The 20,039-nt window shown below is 64.0% G+C and carries 15 protein-coding genes; 2 read left to right on the forward strand and 13 right to left on the reverse strand.

What is annotated here, in order from left to right:
* Positions 1-20: 20 nt before the first annotated feature.
* From recN to O4H62_RS13935, 7 genes are all read right to left on the reverse strand, one after another.
* Positions 21-1,694, reverse strand: coding sequence for a DNA repair protein RecN (recN, locus tag O4H62_RS13905; RefSeq protein ID WP_269388709.1), 1,674 nt, complete (start codon positions 1,692-1,694; stop codon positions 21-23).
* Between the two features lie 11 nt (positions 1,695-1,705).
* The gene (locus O4H62_RS13910) at positions 1,706-2,572 is read right to left on the reverse strand and encodes an outer membrane protein assembly factor BamD (RefSeq protein ID WP_269388710.1); all 867 of its coding nucleotides are present in this window, start codon (positions 2,570-2,572) and stop codon (positions 1,706-1,708) included.
* A 181-nt stretch (positions 2,573-2,753) separates the two neighbouring features.
* Positions 2,754-3,707 carry a UDP-3-O-acyl-N-acetylglucosamine deacetylase gene (lpxC, locus tag O4H62_RS13915; protein ID WP_269388711.1) on the reverse strand — a complete coding sequence of 318 codons (954 nt, stop codon included), beginning with the start codon at positions 3,705-3,707 and terminating at the stop codon, positions 2,754-2,756.
* 290 nt (positions 3,708-3,997) lie between these two features.
* Positions 3,998-5,713 (reverse strand): cell division protein FtsZ, encoded by a 1,716-nt coding sequence (ftsZ, locus tag O4H62_RS13920; protein WP_269388713.1) that lies wholly within the window; start codon positions 5,711-5,713, stop codon positions 3,998-4,000.
* 58 nt (positions 5,714-5,771) lie between these two features.
* The gene (gene ftsA / locus O4H62_RS13925) at positions 5,772-7,100 is read right to left on the reverse strand and encodes a cell division protein FtsA (protein WP_269388715.1); all 1,329 of its coding nucleotides are present in this window, start codon (positions 7,098-7,100) and stop codon (positions 5,772-5,774) included.
* Complete coding sequence (locus tag O4H62_RS13930; RefSeq protein ID WP_269388717.1) at positions 7,097-8,026, reverse strand: cell division protein FtsQ/DivIB; 930 nt, start codon at positions 8,024-8,026, stop codon at positions 7,097-7,099. Before O4H62_RS13930 ends, ftsA begins: the two co-directional genes overlap by 4 nt.
* Positions 8,014-8,952 (reverse strand): D-alanine--D-alanine ligase, encoded by a 939-nt coding sequence (locus O4H62_RS13935; RefSeq protein WP_269388718.1) that lies wholly within the window; start codon positions 8,950-8,952, stop codon positions 8,014-8,016. Before O4H62_RS13935 ends, O4H62_RS13930 begins: the two co-directional genes overlap by 13 nt.
* Before the next feature lie 670 nt (positions 8,953-9,622).
* Between O4H62_RS13935 and O4H62_RS13940 the strand changes: the two genes are divergently transcribed.
* Positions 9,623-11,473 (forward strand): putative bifunctional diguanylate cyclase/phosphodiesterase, encoded by a 1,851-nt coding sequence (locus O4H62_RS13940; RefSeq protein WP_269388719.1) that lies wholly within the window; start codon positions 9,623-9,625, stop codon positions 11,471-11,473.
* Between the two features lie 249 nt (positions 11,474-11,722).
* On the opposite strand, the gene O4H62_RS13945 is transcribed toward O4H62_RS13940, so the two are convergent.
* Entirely contained in the window at positions 11,723-12,550 is an 828-nt protein-coding gene (locus tag O4H62_RS13945) for a GGDEF domain-containing protein (protein ID WP_269388720.1), read from the reverse strand.
* A 235-nt stretch (positions 12,551-12,785) separates the two neighbouring features.
* Between O4H62_RS13945 and O4H62_RS13950 the strand changes: the two genes are divergently transcribed.
* Positions 12,786-13,898, forward strand: coding sequence for a P1 family peptidase (locus O4H62_RS13950; RefSeq protein ID WP_269388721.1), 1,113 nt, complete (start codon positions 12,786-12,788; stop codon positions 13,896-13,898).
* A 44-nt stretch (positions 13,899-13,942) separates the two neighbouring features.
* On the opposite strand, the gene murB is transcribed toward O4H62_RS13950, so the two are convergent.
* The 5 genes from murB to murD are packed head-to-tail and all read right to left on the reverse strand — an operon-like array spanning position 13,943 to position 20,038.
* Complete coding sequence (murB, locus tag O4H62_RS13955; protein ID WP_430538437.1) at positions 13,943-14,920, reverse strand: UDP-N-acetylmuramate dehydrogenase; 978 nt, start codon at positions 14,918-14,920, stop codon at positions 13,943-13,945.
* A complete protein-coding gene (gene murC / locus O4H62_RS13960) occupies positions 14,917-16,341 on the reverse strand; it encodes a UDP-N-acetylmuramate--L-alanine ligase (RefSeq protein ID WP_269388722.1) in 1,425 nt (474 codons plus the stop codon). The genes murB and murC overlap by 4 nt, the downstream gene beginning before the upstream one ends.
* Positions 16,338-17,465 (reverse strand): undecaprenyldiphospho-muramoylpentapeptide beta-N-acetylglucosaminyltransferase, encoded by a 1,128-nt coding sequence (gene murG, locus O4H62_RS13965; RefSeq protein WP_269388724.1) that lies wholly within the window; start codon positions 17,463-17,465, stop codon positions 16,338-16,340. Before murG ends, murC begins: the two co-directional genes overlap by 4 nt.
* A 4-nt stretch (positions 17,466-17,469) precedes the next feature.
* Positions 17,470-18,624, reverse strand: a complete 1,155-nt coding sequence (ftsW, locus tag O4H62_RS13970) for a putative lipid II flippase FtsW (RefSeq protein ID WP_269388726.1) — start codon at positions 18,622-18,624, stop codon at positions 17,470-17,472.
* On the reverse strand, positions 18,617-20,038 hold the full coding sequence (murD, locus tag O4H62_RS13975; RefSeq protein ID WP_269388728.1) for a UDP-N-acetylmuramoyl-L-alanine--D-glutamate ligase: 1,422 nt from the start codon (positions 20,036-20,038) through the stop codon (positions 18,617-18,619). Before murD ends, ftsW begins: the two co-directional genes overlap by 8 nt.
* Position 20,039 lies beyond the last annotated feature (1 nt).

The following is a 20,039-nucleotide window of genomic DNA, read 5'->3' on the forward strand; positions in this document are numbered from 1 at the left end:
ACGGGCCGGATCCGGATTAATTAGACATTGCCCTCGAGCAATCGCGCCGCCGCCGCCCGTGCTTCCGCTGTGACGTGCTCGCCTGCCAGCATCCGGGCGATTTCCTCGCGCCGTGCGTCGGCACCCATGGTCGAGACCCGCGTCGACACGGTGGTCGAGCCCGCCTCCGACGGGCCCTTGGCGATCAAGAGATGCGTCGCCGCCCGCGCCGCCACCTGCGGTGCGTGGGTGACCGAGAGCACCTGGACGCCGGCCGCCAGCCGTTTCAGCCGCTTGCCGATCGCGTCGGCCACGGCCCCGCCCACCCCGGTGTCGATCTCGTCGAACACCAGCGTCGGCGCCGAACCGCGATCGGCCAGCGCCACCTTGAGCGCCAGCAGGAAGCGCGACAGCTCCCCGCCCGAAGCCACCTTCATGATCGGCCCCGGCCGCGATCCGGGGTTGGTGCGCACGTGAAAGGCGACGCTGTCGATGCCCGACGGGCCGGCATGGGCGATGTCGCTGGCAATCTCGACGAGAAATTCCGCCCGTTCGAGTTTCAGCGCCGGCAGTTCGGCCATCACCGCGGCGGCCAGCGCCGCCCCGGTCTTGTGCCGCCGCTCGGACAGTTGCTCCGCCGAATGCAGGAAGGCGGCTTTCGCCTCGCGGACCCGTGCTTCCATCGCCGCGAGCCGTTCCTCGCCCGCATCGAGATCGGACAGGTCGGCGACCATCCGTGCAGCCAGTTCCGGCAAGGCCTCGACCGGCACGTTGTACTTGCGCGCGGCGCCACGAAGCGCAAACAACCGCTCCTCGGTTTCTTCCAGTTCGCGCGGATTGAAATCCGCCATCCGGAGCGCGGTCTCCACCGCCGTCTGCGCGTCCGCCAGCGCGTTGAGCGCCGCGTCGAGCGCGGCGACCGTGTCGTTGAGCAGTTCCGGCGCTTCCTGCGCCTTGCGTTCGAGACGCCGCACCAGCCCGCTGATCACCGGCATCGGCGAGCCCTGTCCGTTGAGAACCTCGTTGGCCTCGTTGATGTCGCTCGCCATCTTTTCGGATTTCATCATCATCGAGCGGCGGACGGCGAGTTCTTCTTCCTCGCCTTCGACCGGGTGCAGCTTTTCCAGCTCATCCACTGACGAGCGCAGCCAGTCGGCCTCCCGCCGGGCTTCCTCTACCTTCGCCCGGTGCGCCTTCAACGCCCGCTCCGCCTCGCGCCAGCCCTCGTGCAGGCGCCCGACATCGGCCGTCCGCTCGGCCAGGTCGCCAAACACGTCAAGCAGTGCCCGGTGCGCATCGGTGTCGATCAGCGCCCGGTCGTCGTGCTGGCCGTGGATTTCAACCAGCAGCGAACCCGCCTCGCGCATCAGCGCGACACTGGCCGGCTGGTCATTGATGAACACCCGCGTGCGGCCGTCGCTCGATTGCACCCGGCGGAACACCAGGTCGCCGTCATCGTCGATGTCGTTGGAACGCAGCAGTCTTCGTGCCGGATGATCGGCGCCAACGTCAAAGACAGCGGTGACCTGCCCCCTGTCGGCGCCGTGGCGCACGAGGCTGCCGTCGCCACGGCCGCCAAGCGCCAGCGATAGTGAGTCGAGAAGGATGGATTTTCCGGCGCCGGTCTCGCCGGTTAGCACCGACAGGCCTGCGTCGAACTCGAGATCAAGCTTCTCGATCAGAACGATATCGCGGATCGACAGCTGGACAAGCATCGCCGTCCGTTTCAGGAGCCGACGAGAGCGGCCCCGGCGCGCGAAATCCAGGAACCCTTGTTCTCGCGCGGCTCAAGGCCGCGGGTCTTCAGGAGCTTGTAGGAATCCGCATACCACTGGCTGTCGGGATAGTTGTGCCCGAGCACGGCCGCTGCCGTCTGTGCTTCGCTTTCCAGTCCCATCGCGTAATAGGTCTCGACCAGACGCGCCAGCGCCTCCTCGACCTGGCGGGTGTTGGGATACTGCTCGACCACCAGGCGATACCGGTTGGCCGCGGCCACATATTCCTTGCGCTCCTGATAGTAGCGCCCGACCTGCATTTCCTTGCCGGCCAGCTGGTCGCGCGCGTAGCGCAGCTTGGCCTGGCTGTCCTCGACATATTCCGAATCGGGATAGCGCTCGATGACTTCGGTAAAGGCCGCTATGGCGCGCGCCGAGGTGCGCTGGTCCCGTGTGACCTCGGGAATCTGTCGGTAATAGGAAAGGCCGACGATGTATTGCGCGTAGGCCGCATCATCATCGTTCGGGTACAGGCTGAGATAACGTGACGCAGTGTTGATCGCCTCGGAGTATTGGCCTTGCCGGTAATTGGTGAACGCGCTCATCACCATCGCCTTGCGAGCAAACTCGGAATAGGGATGCTGCTTGTCGACGGCGTCGAACTTGCGACCCGCTTCGGCCAGCTGACCGGCCTGCAGGTTCGCCAGTCCCTGGTTGTAGAGCACATCGGCCGGCTCGACGGTCTGAGCATAGTTGGTAATGTCGATGTCGGGATCGGATTGGCAGCCGCTGACAACAGACGACACGCCAGCCAGCCCGGCGACAATGAGCGCAACTCGAAACGCACGCCCGCGCCCACCCTTGACCGAAGTAACCATCCTGCAAACCTCTCAACAGCCGCGGAAACAAACAGACCGCAGAACCAGACCAGCGTTTCTATCCGGAAAAGCCCGAACTTCGCAACGTCATGAAGACGCTTTGCCGCAATTTTGTGGCAGCGATCCGCTTCAATATCACGAGTTTAGAGCCTGATGGTGACAGGAAAACGTGTTCGAGCCGTTAAAGCGCCCAGGGAGCGAACACCGCGGCATTGACCGCCACCAGTTCACCGTGGCGAACGGTGTCGCGCCGCGCCGGGGCTTCCACCACCTCGTAGGCCGACTGATCGGCCAGAAGCGCCCGCAATGCCAAGGCATTGAGCTTGTGGCCGCCGCGATAGCTGCGGTAGCAGCCGATGAACTGCGCGCCGGCCAGCGCCAGATCACCCACCGCATCAAGGGTCTTGTGGCGGACGAACTCGTCGCGGTAACGCAGGCCTTCGACATTGATGACCTTGTCGTCATCGCCGATCACCACGGAATTTTCGAGCGAAGAGCCCAGCGCATGGCCCGAGGCCCAGAGCCGCTCGACATCGCGCATGAAACCGAAAGTGCGGGCGCGGGCGAGTTCGCGGCGGAACGTGTCGGCGGTGACTTCGCCCTTCCATGACTGGCGGCCGATCAGCGGCGTTTCGAAATCGATGTCGATCTCGAAGCGGGTGCCGTTGTGCTGGCTGAACTCCGCCCAGGATCCGCCCATTTCGATGCGCACCGGCTTGATCACGCGGATGTAGCGGCGCTTGACCGAATGATTGACCAGACCGGCAGTGTCGAGCGCGTCGATGAACACGGCGGCGCTGCCGTCCATGATCGGCACTTCGCCGCCATCCAGATCAATGCTGATATTGTCGACGCCGAGCGCATAGAGAGCGGCCATCAGGTGCTCGACAGTGGCGATCGAACGGTCGGGAGCCTTGCCCAGAAGCGTGCACAAATCGGTGGAGCCGACCTGCGAGGACACCGCGCGAACGCTGACGACGTCGCCGGAAGGAAGCTGGCGGTTGAAGACAATGCCGTTGTCGGGGTCTGCGGGATGGAAGGAGATCGAAACGTTTTCACCGGAATGGACCCCGATGCCAGAGAGCGAGATCGACCTCGAAATTGTGGTCTGCAGTCCTACTACATCACTACTCATAAGGTTCGCCGTTTCCCGCAATATCTGGCACGGTCCGCAAAGACCGTGACGTCCCCAATCGTCAGGAGCAATCCCGCGCTTCCCCAGTGCGGACGACTACCCCAACCCCTTGTTGTTGGGGTGCAAGATACGGCGATGGACCCGAGTTTCCAAATCACGCTTTTTTTCCATCTGTTACGAAGCCGTAACACTGAGAAGAATTCAAAACCTCACGCTAAACAAAGGGTTAAAAATGGACATGGCGGCCGGATGGCCGCCATGTCGATGCTGTGTAACAACCGGTTACCGCCTCACTTGGCCTGGCGGCGAAGGAATGCCGGAATTTCCAGCTGCTCATCTTCCTGGGCGGAACGCATCTGCGGCGTCATCCGGCCCTGGTCGTCGAGCTGCCCGCGGCGCGGCGCGTAGACGCTGGCCTCCGGCGACAGCGGCCGGCGAGCCTGCGGAGCCTGGGCGGCGGTCGGTGCCGGCTCTTCCTCTTCGCGGCGGCCGAGCGTGCTCGAAATCCGCTTGAGCAGACCCATCGGACCGCGTTCGTCGGCATGGCCCTGCGGCGCAGCGCGGTGTTCCATCTCGGCTTTCACCACCGGGGGGAAGTCCTCGACGCGCGGCATCCGGGTCGCATGCGGCTCCATCTGCATCTCCGGTGCGACCTGCATCGGTGCCTGCGGGGCAACGGGTGCGGCAGGACGCTGCGGTGCGCTCATGGCCGGCTGCGGTGCTGCCACTGGATGCTGTGCGGCCGATTCGGCGGCGCCGGCAAAGATCCGGTTCTGCGGCTGGAAGCCGGGCTGGGCGACAGGCGCGGGCTTTGCCGCCTGGGTCTGCGCTGCAAGCTCGATTTCACTGGCAATATCCAGTTCGCGCTCCAGATCGGCTTCCGCCGACAGGATGGTGTCGGCCACCGGATCGGCGGACGCCTGAGCCGCGGGCTGGGCTGCAGCCGCTGCCGGACGGGCGGCCGCCTGCGGCTGGACGCTTGCCACCGGACGGGCCGCGGGGCGCGATGCCGTGATGATCGGACGCTGTTCCGCGCCCTCGACCCGGTCAATGCCGGTAGCAACAACCGAAACCCGGATCAGGCCTTCGAGCGCCTCGTCGAAGGTTGCGCCCAGGATGATGTTGGCATCGGCATCGACTTCCTCGCGGATGCGGGTAGCAGCCTCGTCGACTTCGAACAGGGTCATGTCGCGACCGCCGGTGATCGAGATCAGCAGGCCCTGCGCACCCTTCATCGTGGTCTCGTCGAGCAGCGGATTGGCGATTGCGGCTTCAGCGGCAGCCATCGCGCGGCCCTCGCCCGAAGCTTCGCCGGTCCCCATCATGGCGCGGCCCATCTCGCGCATCACCGAACGCACGTCGGCGAAGTCGAGGTTGATCAGGCCTTCCTTGACCATCAGGTCGGTGATGCAGGCAACGCCCGAGTAGAGCACCTGGTCGGCCATCGCGAAGGCGTCGGCAAAGGTGGTCTTGTCATTGGCGATGCGGAACAGGTTCTGGTTCGGGATGACGATCAGCGTATCGACGCATTTCTGCAATTCCTCGATACCCGATTCGGCCAACCGCATGCGGCGCTGGCCTTCGAAGTGGAACGGCTTGGTGACCACGCCGACGGTCAGGATGCCCTTGTTGCGGGCGGCCTGGGCAACGACGGGCGCAGCCCCGGTGCCGGTGCCGCCGCCCATGCCGGCGGTGACGAAGCACATGTGGGTGCCGTTCAGGTGATCGATGATCTCGTCGATGCATTCTTCCGCTGCGGCGCGGCCGACTTCCGGCTGCGAACCCGCGCCGAGCCCCTCGGTGACGGCAACCCCGAGCTGGACCAGACGGTCGGCTTTCGACATCGTCAGCGCCTGGGCGTCGGTGTTGGCGACGACGAAATCAACGCCCTGCAGTCCTGCATTGATCATGTTGTTGACGGCGTTACCGCCGCCGCCGCCGACCCCGAACACGGTGATGCGGGGCTTCAGCTCGGTGATGTCCGGCTTCTGCAAATTGATGGTCATGGCACCCGTTCCTTCCTTTGGCATGGCCCGCACCGCCGCGTCGGCCAATTCTGTGAATTCAAAAACTCTCTTTGAGCCACTGTCCCATGCGGGACAGGCGGCCGCCTGCGCCGGCCATGGCGGCAAAGCCGCCCTCGCCCGCGCCGTGTGATTCAAGATGGGCGACCTGGGGATAGATCATCAGGCCCACCGCTGTCGAAAATGTCGGTCCCTTCGCCGAAGCCGGAAGCCCGGAAACCCCGAGCGGCCGTCCGATGCGGACATTGCGTGCGAGAATCCGCCGGGCTGATTCGGCCAGCCCGGTCATCTGGCTGGCGCCGCCGGTCAGCACCACGCGCTTGCCGACAAGCGAGCCGTAGCCCGATTGCTGGATTCGGTCGCGCAGCATTTCCAGTGTCTCCTCGACCCTTGCGCGCACGATGCGCGAGACAAGCCCGCGCGGCACGTGGGTCGGCAGATCGCGCTCGTCCTCGCCGAACGGAGGGATCGAGATCACGTCACGGTCCTCGCCCGCCTGCGGCAGCGCCGAACCGTGCACCACCTTGATGCGCTCGGCGTCGTCAAGCCGGGTCGACAGGCCGCGGGCGAGATCCATGGTCACATGCTGGCCGCCCAGCGCAATCGCGTCGGCGTAGACCAGCTTGCCTTCGGAAAACACCGAGATCGTGGTGGTGCCGCCGCCCATGTCGATCGCCGCGCAGCCCATCTCGGCCTCGTCGGAAACCAGCGCTGCAAGCCCGGAAGCATAAGGTGTCGCCACCATCGCCTCGACGGTCAGGTGTGCCCGGTTGATCGACAGCTCGAGGTTCTTGAGCGGCGCCCGGTCGGCCGTCAGCACATGCATGTCGACGCCCAAGAGGTCGCCATACATGCCGGCCGGATCGCGGATGCCGCGCTCGCCGTCAAGCGTGTAGCTCGACGGCAGCGAATGCAGGATGGCGCGCTCGTGGTGCTGGCTCTGCCGGGTTGCGGCATTGACCACCTTGGCGAGATCGCCCGAGGCGATCTCGTGGCCGCCAAGATTGACCGACGCCGAGTGCGTCTCGCTCTTCAGCCGCCCGGCGGTAACATTGACGATCAGGCTCTCGACCGTGACGCCGGCCATCCGCTCGGCGGCATCGACGGCAAGCCGAACCGAGCTTTCGACCGCATCCATGTCGGAGATCACGCCGGCCTTCAGCCCGCGCGACTTCTGATGGCCGATGCCGAGGATCTCGATGCTGTGGGTACGGCCCGACAGCACTTCGGCGCCCTCGACAGGCGTCAGCCGGCCGATCATGCAGACCACCTTCGACGAGCCGATGTCCAGCACCGTGACGATGCTGACGCGCTTCGATGAAAGCGGCTTGAGCCGGGGCAGCATGGAAGAAGGGCGAAACAGATTCACGATTTCTGCCCCGCCTTGATCAGCTTGGCGCGGGCTTCCAGCGCCTGCTTGCGGCGCTCGTGCGAAGCCTCGCTCAACCGCAGCGTCACCCGGTCTTCGAGCCGCAGGTCAACAGCGGTGATGTCGCGCGAGAGCACGTCGCGCCCGGCGTCGAACTCGGCAAAGCGCTTCAGCGCCGCGCCGACATTGTCGGCAGGCAGGCTCAGCGTCACGCCATTGTCGAGCCGCAGGTCCCAGCGCCGGTCGGCGATGCGGATCGCGGCCTTCACCCGGGCGCGCAGCTCGGGATGGAACAGCAGTCGTGCCTCGAGCTCGTCGGCATGGCGGTCGGCGCCCAGGCCGACATAGAGCGGAAGCTCGGCATGGCGGGCGCCAGTGAGCGGCGCGATCACATTGCCGCGCGCATCGATCAGCGACAGCATGTCGCCGTGCTGCCAGATACCCACCGGCTCGCGTTCGGTCAGCCGCACGGAAAGCCCGCGCGGATAGATCTTCTGGACCTGGGCATCGGTAACCCAGGGCAGTTCGATCAGCTTCTGGCGGGCCGCATGCGCGTCGATCGCCACGACGGAGGTCGATCCGTCAAGCCCGAGCTGCTGCAGGATATCGATATCGGATGTTTCGACATTGCCGCTGACATGCACGTCCTCAAGCGCAAAGCCTGCGCCCGTGGTCACTGCCTGCGTCACCGCATGGGTGTGACCGCCAAGCGCCATGCCGTAAAGGCCCGTGGCGGCAAAGAAGGCGACGGCCGCAACGGAACCGGCATGCGGGCGAATGCCAACCCGGCCGGTGGCGAGTGCGGCGGCATAACGGACCGGACGGCGCAGGAAACGCGGCAGGACAAACGCCCCGGAGAACGTATCACGTCCCGGTGCGCTGGCCGCTTGAGCGGCTCTGCCGTTATTTCCCGTTATCGACGACACGAAGCGTCCTCCACCATCCAGCTGACAAATTCTTCAAACGAATGGCCCGCCTGCAGGGCCATTTCCGGCGCCAAGGATGTCGGTGTCATGCCGGGCTGGGTGTTGATTTCGAGCCATATGACCTCTCCATCTTCGGAGAAACGGTCATCATAACGGAAATCCGACCTGCTCACGCCGCGACAGCCGATCGCTTGATGCGCCTTCAACGCCAACCTACGTATTTTTTGGTAAACAATTGGTGAAATTTCCGCCGGACAAACGTGTTTGGAGCCGCCGGCGACGTATTTAGAGTCATAATCGTAGAAGCTGTGTCCTTGCGGCACTATCTCGGTCACCGCCAGCGCCACGTCGCCCATGATCGTGCAGGTCAGCTCCCGGCCAGGGACGTAGCGCTCGACCATGACGGTGTCGCCATATTTCCACTCATTCGAGGTGATCAGCTGCGGCGGATGCGACTGTCCCTCGCTGACGATAACGACGCCGAAGCTCGACCCCTCGTTGACCGGCTTGACCACGTAGGGCGGCTGCATCGGGTGCGCCGAGGTGAACTCGTGCCGGTTCATCACCTTGGATTCGGCCACCGGGATGCCCACCGCCTTGGCGACGATCTTCGACAGCCGCTTGTCCATGGCCAGCGCTGACGCGGTGACGCCGGAATGGGTGTAGGGAATGCCCAGATATTCGAGCACGCCCTGGATCGTGCCATCCTCGCCATACGGCCCATGCAGCGCGTTGAAGCAGACATCCGGCTTCAATTCGGCAAGAACCGCGGCTATGTCCTGCCCTACATCGACGCGACTGACACGGTAACCCGCCCGCTCCAGCGCATCGGCGCAAGGAGCGCCCGAAGCCAGGCTGACCGGTCGCTCCGAGGAAAACCCGCCCATAAGGACGGCCACGTGCTTTTTCGATGTGTCAGCGGTCATGTCATTCCCCTCATACCGAAGCGTCTCCGGAGCCCGACGGATCCCGCACGGCCTGCCCGGACGCTTCTCGTTCAAATCTGCAGCGCAAAACCGGCGCAAAATCCGGCGCACTACCCCTCAAAATACGCAATGAAGATTGCGCCAAGCCGTCCGCGACCGCGGATGGTCAATCCGGTATCGAGGCCACGCAATCGTGGCAATCCTGTGCCGCAAATCCGTGCAAATGAAGTAAAAGCCCGGGCAATCCCGCCTGCAGCCGGACGCAGACCGTTCAAGCAGTACACTTCGTCCGCCTGATCCTGTGGACGCAGACTTTCCGTCAATGGCCAGCTGCCCGATCCTGAAGGAACAGACACGCGGATGCCGGCAAGGTTCGGCCGCAAGGCCTCGCCGCCAATGCAAGTCAAATTTATAATAATTATTTAATAATTAACGCCATATTTAAAGGACGACGGCAGGAATACGAAAGAAAAATCGGAACACCGGGCGCATGGGTGCGACGAAATAAAAACCCGTTAAACATGTATTTAATATGGACCGATAATACTTGGCATTTAACATGAAATTCCGCACGGCTTGGCAATACTGGTTCGGGATATATCAAACGATGCGCATAGAGAATATAATGAAGACTTTTAAACACTCGAATGATCCGTTGCGGCGACGGGCCATGGCCGATGCCTACGCTCCCATCATTCGCTCGGTGCTTATGATCGGGTGTGCCTATTACATCTACGTTACCTGGAGCCATTGGCAGGATGAATCCGGTCAGTCCCTGGCGATACTGGGATCGATCAGCACCCTCACCGCGTTCAGCTACTACATGCTCAGGCAACATGCCCTTGCCGGAAAGTCGATTTCTCTGCTCCGGCTGGAGTTGGCCAGTTTGGCAATGAACATGCTGATGTACATGAATGTGCTGAGTTACTTCATGATCCATTTCGAGCAGGCCAAGCTCGTCTACTTCGCCCTGATGGCCGTCATTTTCTCGACCACCGGCGTGACGCTGAGAGGCACGCTGTTCAGCGTGATCGTATCCCTGGCAACGCTCTTCTGGTTCGCGTCCGGCCTTTCAGACCAACTGTTCATGCAGTATGTCTCCATTGGCGTCGCCACCGCGTTCGCCTCCTTCAGCATGGCTTCGCTGCTGCGCAAGGCCATCCTGCAGCAGATCGATGCACGCCTGCTTGCCGACGAACTGGCCTCCAAGGCGCGGCAACTGGCTGACACCGATACGCTGACCGGCATCCCCAACCGGCGCGCCGTCTTTGAGAAGATCGACTATCTGGTGCAGCAGCGCAGACCCTTCTGGATGGGAATTTTCGATCTCGACGGCTTCAAGGCCATCAACGATGTCTATGGCCACATGGTTGGCGACACCCTGCTTCGCGCGGTCGTCACCCGGGCCACCGAACTGGATTTCGACGGCGCAACTTTTGGCCGGATCGGCGGCGATGAATTCATCGCGATCCTGCCCGGGCATCTAAGTGAGGAGAAGATCGGCTTTCTCGGCAACTGCACCATCGAAGCGATCAGCCGCCCTTACCCGGTTGACCTGATGCATCTCAAGATTGGCGCCTCGGCCGGCTTTTCACACTTTCCCAGCATGGGTGCTTCTGGCGCGCAGCTCTATGAGAAAGCCGATTACGCTCTCTACAAGGCCAAGACGCAAAGCCGCGGCCACTGCGTCCTGTTTGACACGGCCGAGGACGTGGAGATGAAACTGGCGATCGAAATCGAGCGCGAACTCCGCGAAGGCGATCTCGAGAAAGAATTGTTCCTGCTGTTTCAGCCGCAATATTCGCCCAAGCAAAAACGCGTCGTCGGCTTCGAGGCCCTGGCGCGCTGGCAGAACCCGAAGCTGGGCCTGGTACGCCCCGACCTGTTCATTCGTGCGGCGGAACGCTCCGGTCACATCCGCACGGTGACCGACATCCTGTTCAGGAAAGGCCTCGCCGAACTGGCCGGATGGCCCAGGGATATCAGCCTTTCCTTCAATCTGTCCGCGCAGGACATTTCGAACCACGCCTTCATGCTGTCGCTGATGGGGCAGATCATGGACTCCGGCATTGCGCCCAGCCGCCTGGAATTCGAGATCACTGAAACGGCGGTCATGTCCGATCTTGAAAAATCACGGACCCTTCTCGAGCAATTGCGGGCCAGCGGCTGCAAGATCGCGCTCGATGACTTCGGATCGGGCTATTCGAGTTTCGAGTATATCGACCAGTTGCCGCTCGACAAGGTCAAGATCGACAGAAGCTTTGTCCGCAAGGTGTCCCACAGCGTCACATCGAAGGAAATCGTTGCCGGTGTCATCGGCCTGTGCCGAAAGCTCGACCTGCGCTGCGTTCTCGAAGGTGTCGAGACGGAAGCCGAGATGGACGTGCTCGGCAAGCTCGAGCCGGATCTGATCCAGGGGTATCTGTTCGGAAGGCCGATGAACCCGCAGGAAGCGCGGCGAAGGATCATGGATCAGGATGGAGCCCCTGTCCACCATGCCGAGGTCCCGCGCTCCGCATAAGGACGCGCCATGCTTCCATAAGCCGTCAACTGCACACCAAAGGCTAGGCGGCGCCCAAGGAGCGCGGGGGCGAGTGGGCCGAGGACCGTTGCCATCGAGGGTTCAGAGGCCGCGACCCTTGCCACCAAAATTCACCAGACAAGATCAGAATCGGATCGGGAGCCCCACCCGCGTCCGGCTAGCCGCAGCGGAATTCGACACATTCGGATTTGGGAAAGTCCTGCCCGTCCGTATCCAGCCGAAGATGGATCAGGCAACCTTGCGACGCTGTTCGCTCTTCCTGCAGCCGTCGTCGCTTGTTTCGTGGCAGAGCACGATCCTGTTGCGGCCGCCGGACTTGGCGGCATAAAGCGCCTTGTCCGCCCTGGAGAAGACCTCTCCGAACTGCTCTTCGGGCAATGCCCGGGCCAGTCCGCCCGAGACCGTGACGGAAAATCCGCCCTCGCCCGCCTCGATCCGCATGCTGGCAATCCTCAGGCGCGCGATCTCGCCAAGCGCGGCGAACTCCGCAAACGGCATGTCCCAGCAGAACACGGCGAACTCCTCGCCGCCGATCCGGGCGCACATGCACCGTTCCGAAAACACCTTTGCGAGCATCTGGGCGACCTTGACGATCACGTCGTCGCCAGCCATGTGCCCATAGGTGTCATTAACCGTTTTGAACCGGTCCAGATCGATCACCAGCATCGCCTTGTCCCGGTCGCAGCGGTCGAACTGCTCGAGAAAGGCGCGCCGGTTGGCAAGCCCCGAAAGCATGTCGGTGCGGCTGAGCTTCTCGAACTCCGACCGCGAAACACCCAGATCATGGATGGCAAATCCGACCGCGACATAGGTGGCAATCGAGACGACAAACGTGATCGGCGGCGTCAGCGCCGTGGCAATGATCAGCGCCGAGCCGAGTTCGTATGGCAACAGGCCGAAGCCGTAGAGCAGGAAATGGCAGCAAAGATTGAGGCCATAGGCCACCAGGGACACCTTGAGCGCCACCCAGACCGACTTGCGACAGACGTCACGGTAGCTGGCGAATTCCCCGAGCATCAGCTGATCGACAATCCATCTGCGGATGACGCTGACCATGAAACCACTCCTTTTTTCAGGGGGCAATTCTAGGGAAACTGCATTAAGAATATGTTTCCAATAGACATTTTCCAAATCGCGGCCGCCCCCCCTGGGCGGTCGCGGTCGCGGTCGCGGCTGCGAGCGGGACGGGACCCATGCGCCTTGCGAAAGCTCTCTCCGGCTTGTGCACCGGCCCGGTTCCATGCCACCTGTTTCACGGCACTCGCCTGCACCGCCAACGGAGATCCGCGCAATGAAACCGGAATGGACAACCACACCGTCGGGCAAGCTGCGTGGCAGGGGCCTGGGGCTGCCGTTCGAGGGCGTCTGCGGACCGTTCAACGCCATCACCGATGTGGCCGGCGTCACCGTCGGCTATTCCACGATCATAGAAGGCGACGGGGCGCTCAGGCAGGGTGTCGGTCCGGTCCGCACCGGCGTGACCGCGATCGTGCCGCGCCCGCTCGAACAGATCCACGAGCCGCTGTTCGCCGGCTTTTTCAGCCTCAACGGCAATGGCGAATTGAGCGGCACCCATTACATCGAGGAAACCGGCAAGATGGCGCTGCCGGTCACCATCACCAACACCCATTCCTGCGGCATTGCCCGCGACGCGACCATCAAGTGGGCCGTCGAGTATCTCGCCGAACGCTACCACGACGATTTCGCGCTGCCGGTCGCCGCCGAGACCTATGACGGGTTTCTCAACGACATCAACGGCTTCCATGTCGAGGCCCGGCACGTGATCGAGGCCATCGACACGGCGCACGGCGGCGCCATCGAGGAAGGTAGCGTCGGCGGCGGCACGGGGATGAAATGCTTCGGTTTCAAGGCCGGCTCGGGGACTTCGTCGCGGCTGCTCGATTATGACGGAGAGGAGTTTACCGTCGGCGTCTTCGTTCAGGCCAATTTCGGCACCCGCCGGCACCTCACCGTGCTGGGCAAGAATATCGGTGCCGATCCGGACCTGCCGCAGATGACAACCAACACCAAGGACACCGACCTCTCGTCGATCATCGCCGTCATCGCCACCGACGCACCCTTCCTGCCGCATCAGTTGAAGCGGCTCGCCCGCCGCGCCAGCTTCGGCATCGGCAGGACCGGCGGCATGGCCACGCACGGATCCGGCGATCTTTTCCTGGCCTTTTCGACCGCCGCCTCCGACCTCGGCGCCGGCGCGATCCGCACGGTGCGCTTCGTACCCGACGAAGACATCGACCCGTTCTTCGAGGCGGTGGTGCAGGCCACCGAGGAAGCCATCCTCAATTCGATGATCGCCAACGAAGGCATGACCGGCCGCGACGGAAACTTCGTCCCGGCGCTGCCGCACGGGGCAGTGAATGCAGCGCTGGATCTAGATCGCTAAAGCCTCAGACATCAAATCCCACCGGGAAATGCCGGCAGTCTGAATTAGACCAGCTGCCCCAGAAACTCCTGCACCACCTGCCCCGGCTCGAACAGGCCGAGCCGCTTGATTTCCCATTCAAGCCGGATGCCCGAATGCTCGAGCACGCGGGCGCGAACCGTCTCGCCGAGATTTTCGAGCTCGTAGCCGGAGGCGGTGCCGGTGTTGATCATGAAGTTGCAATGCATCGGCGACATCTGGGCGCCGCCCACGGTCAGTCCGCGGCAGCCTGCCTCGTCGATCACCTTCCAGGCCGAATGCCCTTCCGGATTCTTGAAGGTCGAGCCGCCGGTCTTCTCGCGGATCGGCTGCACCGTCTCGCGGTGGTGCTGCACGGCGTCCATGGCGGCGCGGATTTCGCTCCTGTCAGCGGGCGTGCCCTCGAAGATGGCGCGGGTGAAGATCAGGTCCTTCGGCGCCGAGGAATGCCGGTAGGCATAGCCCATGTCGGCGTTCGACAGCACATGCCGGCCGCCCTTGCGGTCGATGGCGTGAACCTCGACGACCCGCTCGCGGGTCTCGACGCCATTGGCCCCGGCGTTCATCCGTAGGGCGCCGCCGATGGCGCCGGGAATGCCATGGTAGAAGTGAAACCCGCCAAGCCCGGTCTCGAGCGCCAGCGCGGCGAGGTGCTTGTCGGGGCAGACAGCACCCGCAGCCAGCCGCGTATCCGACACCTGTTCGGCGCGGCCGAATCCCTTGGCCGACAGCCGGATCACCACGCCCGGAATGCCGCCGTCGCGGACCAGCAGGTTGGAACCGATGCCGACCGGCAGCACGGGAACATCCTCCGGAAGTGCGGCGAGAAACCTCGACAGGTCGTCCTCGTCGACCGGCTGGAACAGCAGTTCCGCCGGACCGCCGGTGCGGAACCAAGTCACCTTCGACATCTCGGCATTCGGCGTCAGCCGGCCCTGGACATCACCCAGCTTGCCTTCGAGCGATGCCAGCAGCTTTTCCCCGTCGAGCTGCAGCGGCTTCATGCGCTGCCACCCGCTTCGGGCTTCAGCGCATGGAGTTCCTTGGGCAGCTGGTTGGCCCATTGCGTAATTGTGCCGGCGCCGAGGCAAACGACATAATCGCCCGGCTTCGCGATCTCGGCGATCAACGGCGCCAGCGCCGCAGGCCCGTCGATCAGCCGCGCATCGCGGTGGCCGCCCGCCTTCATGCTCGACACCAGGGCGGCCGAACTGATGCCTTCGATCGGATCTTCGCCAGCCGAATAGACCGGCGCGATGATCGCGGTGTTGGCGTCGTTGAAACAGGTGGAGAAGTCGTCGAACAGGCTTTCAAGTCGCGTGTAGCGGTGCGGCTGCGCCACCGCGATCACCCGACCCTGGCAGGCGTCGCGCGCGGCCGACAGCACCGCCTTGATCTCGACCGGATGATGGCCGTAATCGTCGAACACCTCGACCCCGTTCCAGCTGCCGGTATGGGTGAAGCGCCGCTTGACCCCGCCGAACTGGCCAAGTCCCTTGGCAATCTGCTCCGGCGTCAGCCCCAGCTCGCTGGCCACCGCAATTGCGGCAACCGCGTTCGAGACATTGTGCTTGCCCGGCATCGGCAGCCTGAGATCCTTGAGCTCGACCGTCTTGCCGGTCTTGCGGCTGTGGATCACCACGTCGAACACCGAGACCGGCCCGTCCATCCGGTGATTGAAATAGCGCACGTCCGACTGCGGGTTCTCGCCATAGGTGATGACCCGGCGGTCCTCGATGCGGCTGACCAGGGCCTGCACTTCCGGGTGGTCGAGGCACATCACGCCGAAACCGTAGAACGGCACGTTCTCGACGAACTGCCGGAACGCGGCGCGCACCGCGTCGAAGGTGCCGTAATGGTCGAGATGCTCGGGATCGATATTGGTGACGATGGCGATGTCGGCGGGCAGCTTGAGGAAGGTGCCGTCGCTTTCGTCGGCTTCCACCACCATCCATTCACCCTCGCCCATGCGCGCATTGGTGCCGTAGGCGTTGATGATGCCGCCGTTGATCACGGTCGGATCGAGCCCGCCGGCTTCGAGCAGCGTCGCCACCATCGAGGTGGTTGTGGTCTTGCCGTGGGTGCCGCCGATGGCGATGGCGTTGCGGAACCGCATCAGCTCGGCCAGCATTTCGGCACGCCGCACCACCGGCAGCAGGCGTTCGCGCGCCGCCATCAGCTCGGGGTTGTTCTTCTTGATCGCGGTCGAGACAACCACCACTTCCGCATCGCCGAGATTGGCAGCGGAGTGGCCGATATGCACCTCGATACCCTTGTCCCTGAGCCGCTGCACATTGGCGCTCTCGGATTGATCCGAGCCCTGCACCTTGTAGCCGAGATTGTTGAGGACCTCGGCAATGCCGCTCATGCCGATGCCGCCGATGCCGATGAAATGCACCAGGCCGATTGTTTGTGGCATCTTCATGCGGGTGGACTCCTGAATTGTTCTACACTGACGCCCTCCGCAATAGCTTCTGCCAGATTGGCAAGCAAGCGCGCGGCGTCGGGTTTTCCCGTGGCCTGGGCGGCGCTCGCGGTAGCCGCCAGCCCGGTGGGATCGTTCATGCGGTCGGCAATCATGCCAGCGAGAACCTGAGGCGTCAGGTCGGCTTGGCGGACCACGCTGGCGCCGCCCTTGGCCATCAGCGCGTGGGCATTGGCGGCCTGGTCATGGTCGAGCGCATAGGGATAGGGCACCAGGATGGCCGAGCGGCCGATCACCGCAATCTCGGAGACGGTCGAGGCGCCGGAGCGCGAAATCACCAGATGCGCCGCGCCGATGCGCGCCGCCATGTCGGTGAAGAACGGCGACACCTCGGCCTTGACACCCATCTCCTTAAGCCGCGCCCTGACCTGCGCCTCGTCCTCGGGTCTTGCCTGCTGGGTGAGTTCGAGCCGCGCCCTGAGAGGATCTGGCAACAGGCCGATGGCCGATGGAATGGCGTCGGAGAAGAACTGCGCGCCCTGGCTGCCGCCGAACACCACCAGCCGGAACGGTTCGCCGTCGACCGAAGGCACATAGGGAATGGCTGCCGCCGCGATCACTTCCGGGCGTACCGGATTGCCGGTGATCACGGTCTTGTCCGCGTAACGGCCCTCGCCTTCGGGCAGGAAGCCGCCGGCAATCGCCTTGACCCGCGAGGCCAGTGCCTTGTTGGCGCGGCCCATCACCGCGTTCTGCTCATGCAGCATCGTCGGCAAACCGGCATTCGAGGCCGCGAGCAGCGGCGGGATCGTTGGATAGCCGCCAAACCCGATCACCGCGTCGGGCCGGATTTTCCGGATCAGGGCGCCGGCCTCGCGTACGCCCTTGAACAGGGTCCACAACGAACTGATCACCTTGAACGGATTCTTCGAACCGATCGTGGCCGACCGCACGACATGGATCTCGGAGGCCGGGAACTTGCCCGAGAACCGCTCGGCGCGGCTGTCGGTGACCAGGTGCACCCGGTGCCCGCGCGCCGTCAGCTCGTGCGCCAGCGCCTCGGCCGGGAACAGATGCCCGCCGGTACCGCCCGCCGACAGCAGAAAAAGCTTGCTCTTTGCCATCGCCCTATTCCGCCGCCACGCTCGCCACCGGCCGGTAGACGGTGCGTGGCTGGGCACGGCTTTCGGGCCGGCGCCGGGTCAGGGCCAGAACGAAACCGGCGGTGATCGACACCGCGATCATCGACGAGCCACCATAGGAAATCAGCGGCAGCGTCATGCCCTTGGCCGGCAGCAGTTCGAGGTTGACGCCGATGTTGATGAACGACTGGAAACCGATCAGCAGCGAAAGACCGGCCACTGCCAGCCGGGTGAAGTCGTCCTGCTCCTGCCCGGCACGAATGAGCCCGCGAATGACCACGAAACCGAACAGCATGACCAGCACCATGCAGAAAATGATGCCGAATTCCTCCGCCGCGACGGAAAAGACGAAGTCCGTGTGGCTATCGGGCAGGATCCGCTTGATCGTCCCCTCGCCCGGGCCCTGGCCGAGCCAGTCACCGCGGATGATCGCCTCGCGCGCCGTGTCGACCTGGAAACTGTCGCCCTCGCCGAACAGGAAGCCGTTGATGCGCTCGGCCACGTGCGGAAACATGAAATAGGCCGAGATGAAACCGAGGACCGCAACGCTGCCAAGCAGCATGATCCACAGCCAGGACATGCCGGCCATGAAGAACATGCCGCCCCAGACCGCGGTCGTCAGCATGGTCTGCCCCAGGTCGGGCTGGGCCACCAGCAATGCCGCAACGATGCCGAACAGGATGATGGCGAACAGGTTTCCGGGGATCTCGGGATGCCGCGACCGCTCCGAGAACAGCCAGGCGCAGATCACCACGAAGGCGGGCTTCATGAATTCCGATGGCTGGACCGACAGGCCCAGAATCGACACCCAGCGCCGCGATCCCTTGATCTCGACGCCGAAAAACAGGGCCAGGATCATCATCAGGATGGACGCGACCAGAAGCAGCAACGCCAGCCGACGCACCTGCCGCGGGCTCAGGAACGACACGCCGACCATCACGATCAGCGCCGGCAGCAGGAACAGGCCGTGCCGCTCGACGAAATGAAAGCTGTCGAGCCCCAGCCTCTCGGCCACCGCCGGGCTGGCGGCAAACGACAGCATCAGGCCGATCCCCATCAGCCCGACGAAGACCGCCAGGAACAGGCGGTCGATGGTCCAGAACCAGTCGGCGACCGGTCCACGTTCGACGCGGCTAACCATGGCACTCTCCATTGTTTTCTACATCGATGAGCATGTCGATATCAGCGAGCGCTGACACCAGGCTGACGAAGGCGTCGCCCCTGACCTCGAAATTGCGGAACTGGTCGAAACTGGCGCAGGCCGGCGACAGCAGCACCGCGGGCATTTCCGCCGCGTCCAGCGCCGCATCGCGCGCAGCCGCGGCCACCGCCTGGTCCAGCGTGCCGGAAATCTCGAACGGCGCATGCGCGCCGATGGTGGCGGCAAACCCCGCGGCCGCCTCGCCGATCAGGTAGGCCCTGGCAATGCGCGGGAAGAACGGCTCGAGCGAAGCAATCCCGCCCTCTTTCGGCAGACCGCCGGCAATCCAGTAGATGTGCTCGAAGCTCTGCAGCGCCGGTGCTGCCGCGTCCGCATTGGTGGCCTTGGAATCGTTGACGAAGACAACGCGTCCACGCCGCGCCACCGGCTGCATCCGGTGCTTGAGACCGGGAAAGACCGCCAGGCCGGCGCGGATCTCGTCGACGCTCAGCCCGACCGCCAGGCAAGCGGCGATGGCGGCGGCCGCATTCTGCGCATTGTGCGCGCCGCGCAGCGTGGCGATGCCTGTCAGGTCGGCCAGATCGTCCACCGCGCCCTCATGCGCCCGGCGGATCAGCGATCCTTGCGCGAACAGGCCCTCGGTGAGCGCGTGGTCCTTGGAAATCCGCTCGACAGTCCGCCCCTGGCTTTCAAGCCGGTCGGCAATGCCGCGGCACCAGTCGTCATCGACGCCGATGATCGCTACGGCGCTTTGCGCCACGAGCCGCTCCTTGACCTCGGCATAATGCTGCATCGAGCCGTGCCGGTCGAGGTGATCAGGTGTCAGGTTGAGCAGCAGCCCGGCGCTCGGATCGAGCGAAGGCGCCAGATCGATCTGGTAGGACGAACACTCGACGACGTGCACCCGGTCCGGCGCGGGCGGTGCCAGGGTCAGCACCGCCGTTCCTATATTGCCGCCGAGTTGCGCATCGCGGCCCGAATGGGCGATCAAATGGGCGATCAGCGCCGTGGTGGTCGACTTGCCGTTAGTGCCGGTAATGGCGATGAACGGACTGCCCGGCGCATGCGCCCGACGCTCGCGCACGAAGATCTCGACATCGCCGATGATCTCGACGCCGTGGCTGTTGGCCAGTTCCGCGCTCCAGTGCGGCTTGGGATGGGTCAGCGGCACGCCCGGAGCCAGCACCAGGGTGTCGACAGAAGTCCAGTCGAGATCGCGCAGATCGGCGACCGGAATGCCCGCGGCCCGCGCCGCGTCAACCTGGGCCGGATTGTCGTCCCAGGCCGAGACTTGGGCTCCGCCCGCAACCAGCGACCGTGCGGTGGCGAGCCCCGAGCCCCCCAGGCCGAAGAGCGCCACGCGTCTGCCGCGAAATGTCGACGCAGCGATCATC

The sequence above is a fragment of the Parahoeflea alexandrii genome (genome assembly GCF_027214025.1).
Classification (GTDB): Bacteria; Pseudomonadota; Alphaproteobacteria; order Rhizobiales; family Rhizobiaceae; genus Hoeflea; species Hoeflea alexandrii_A.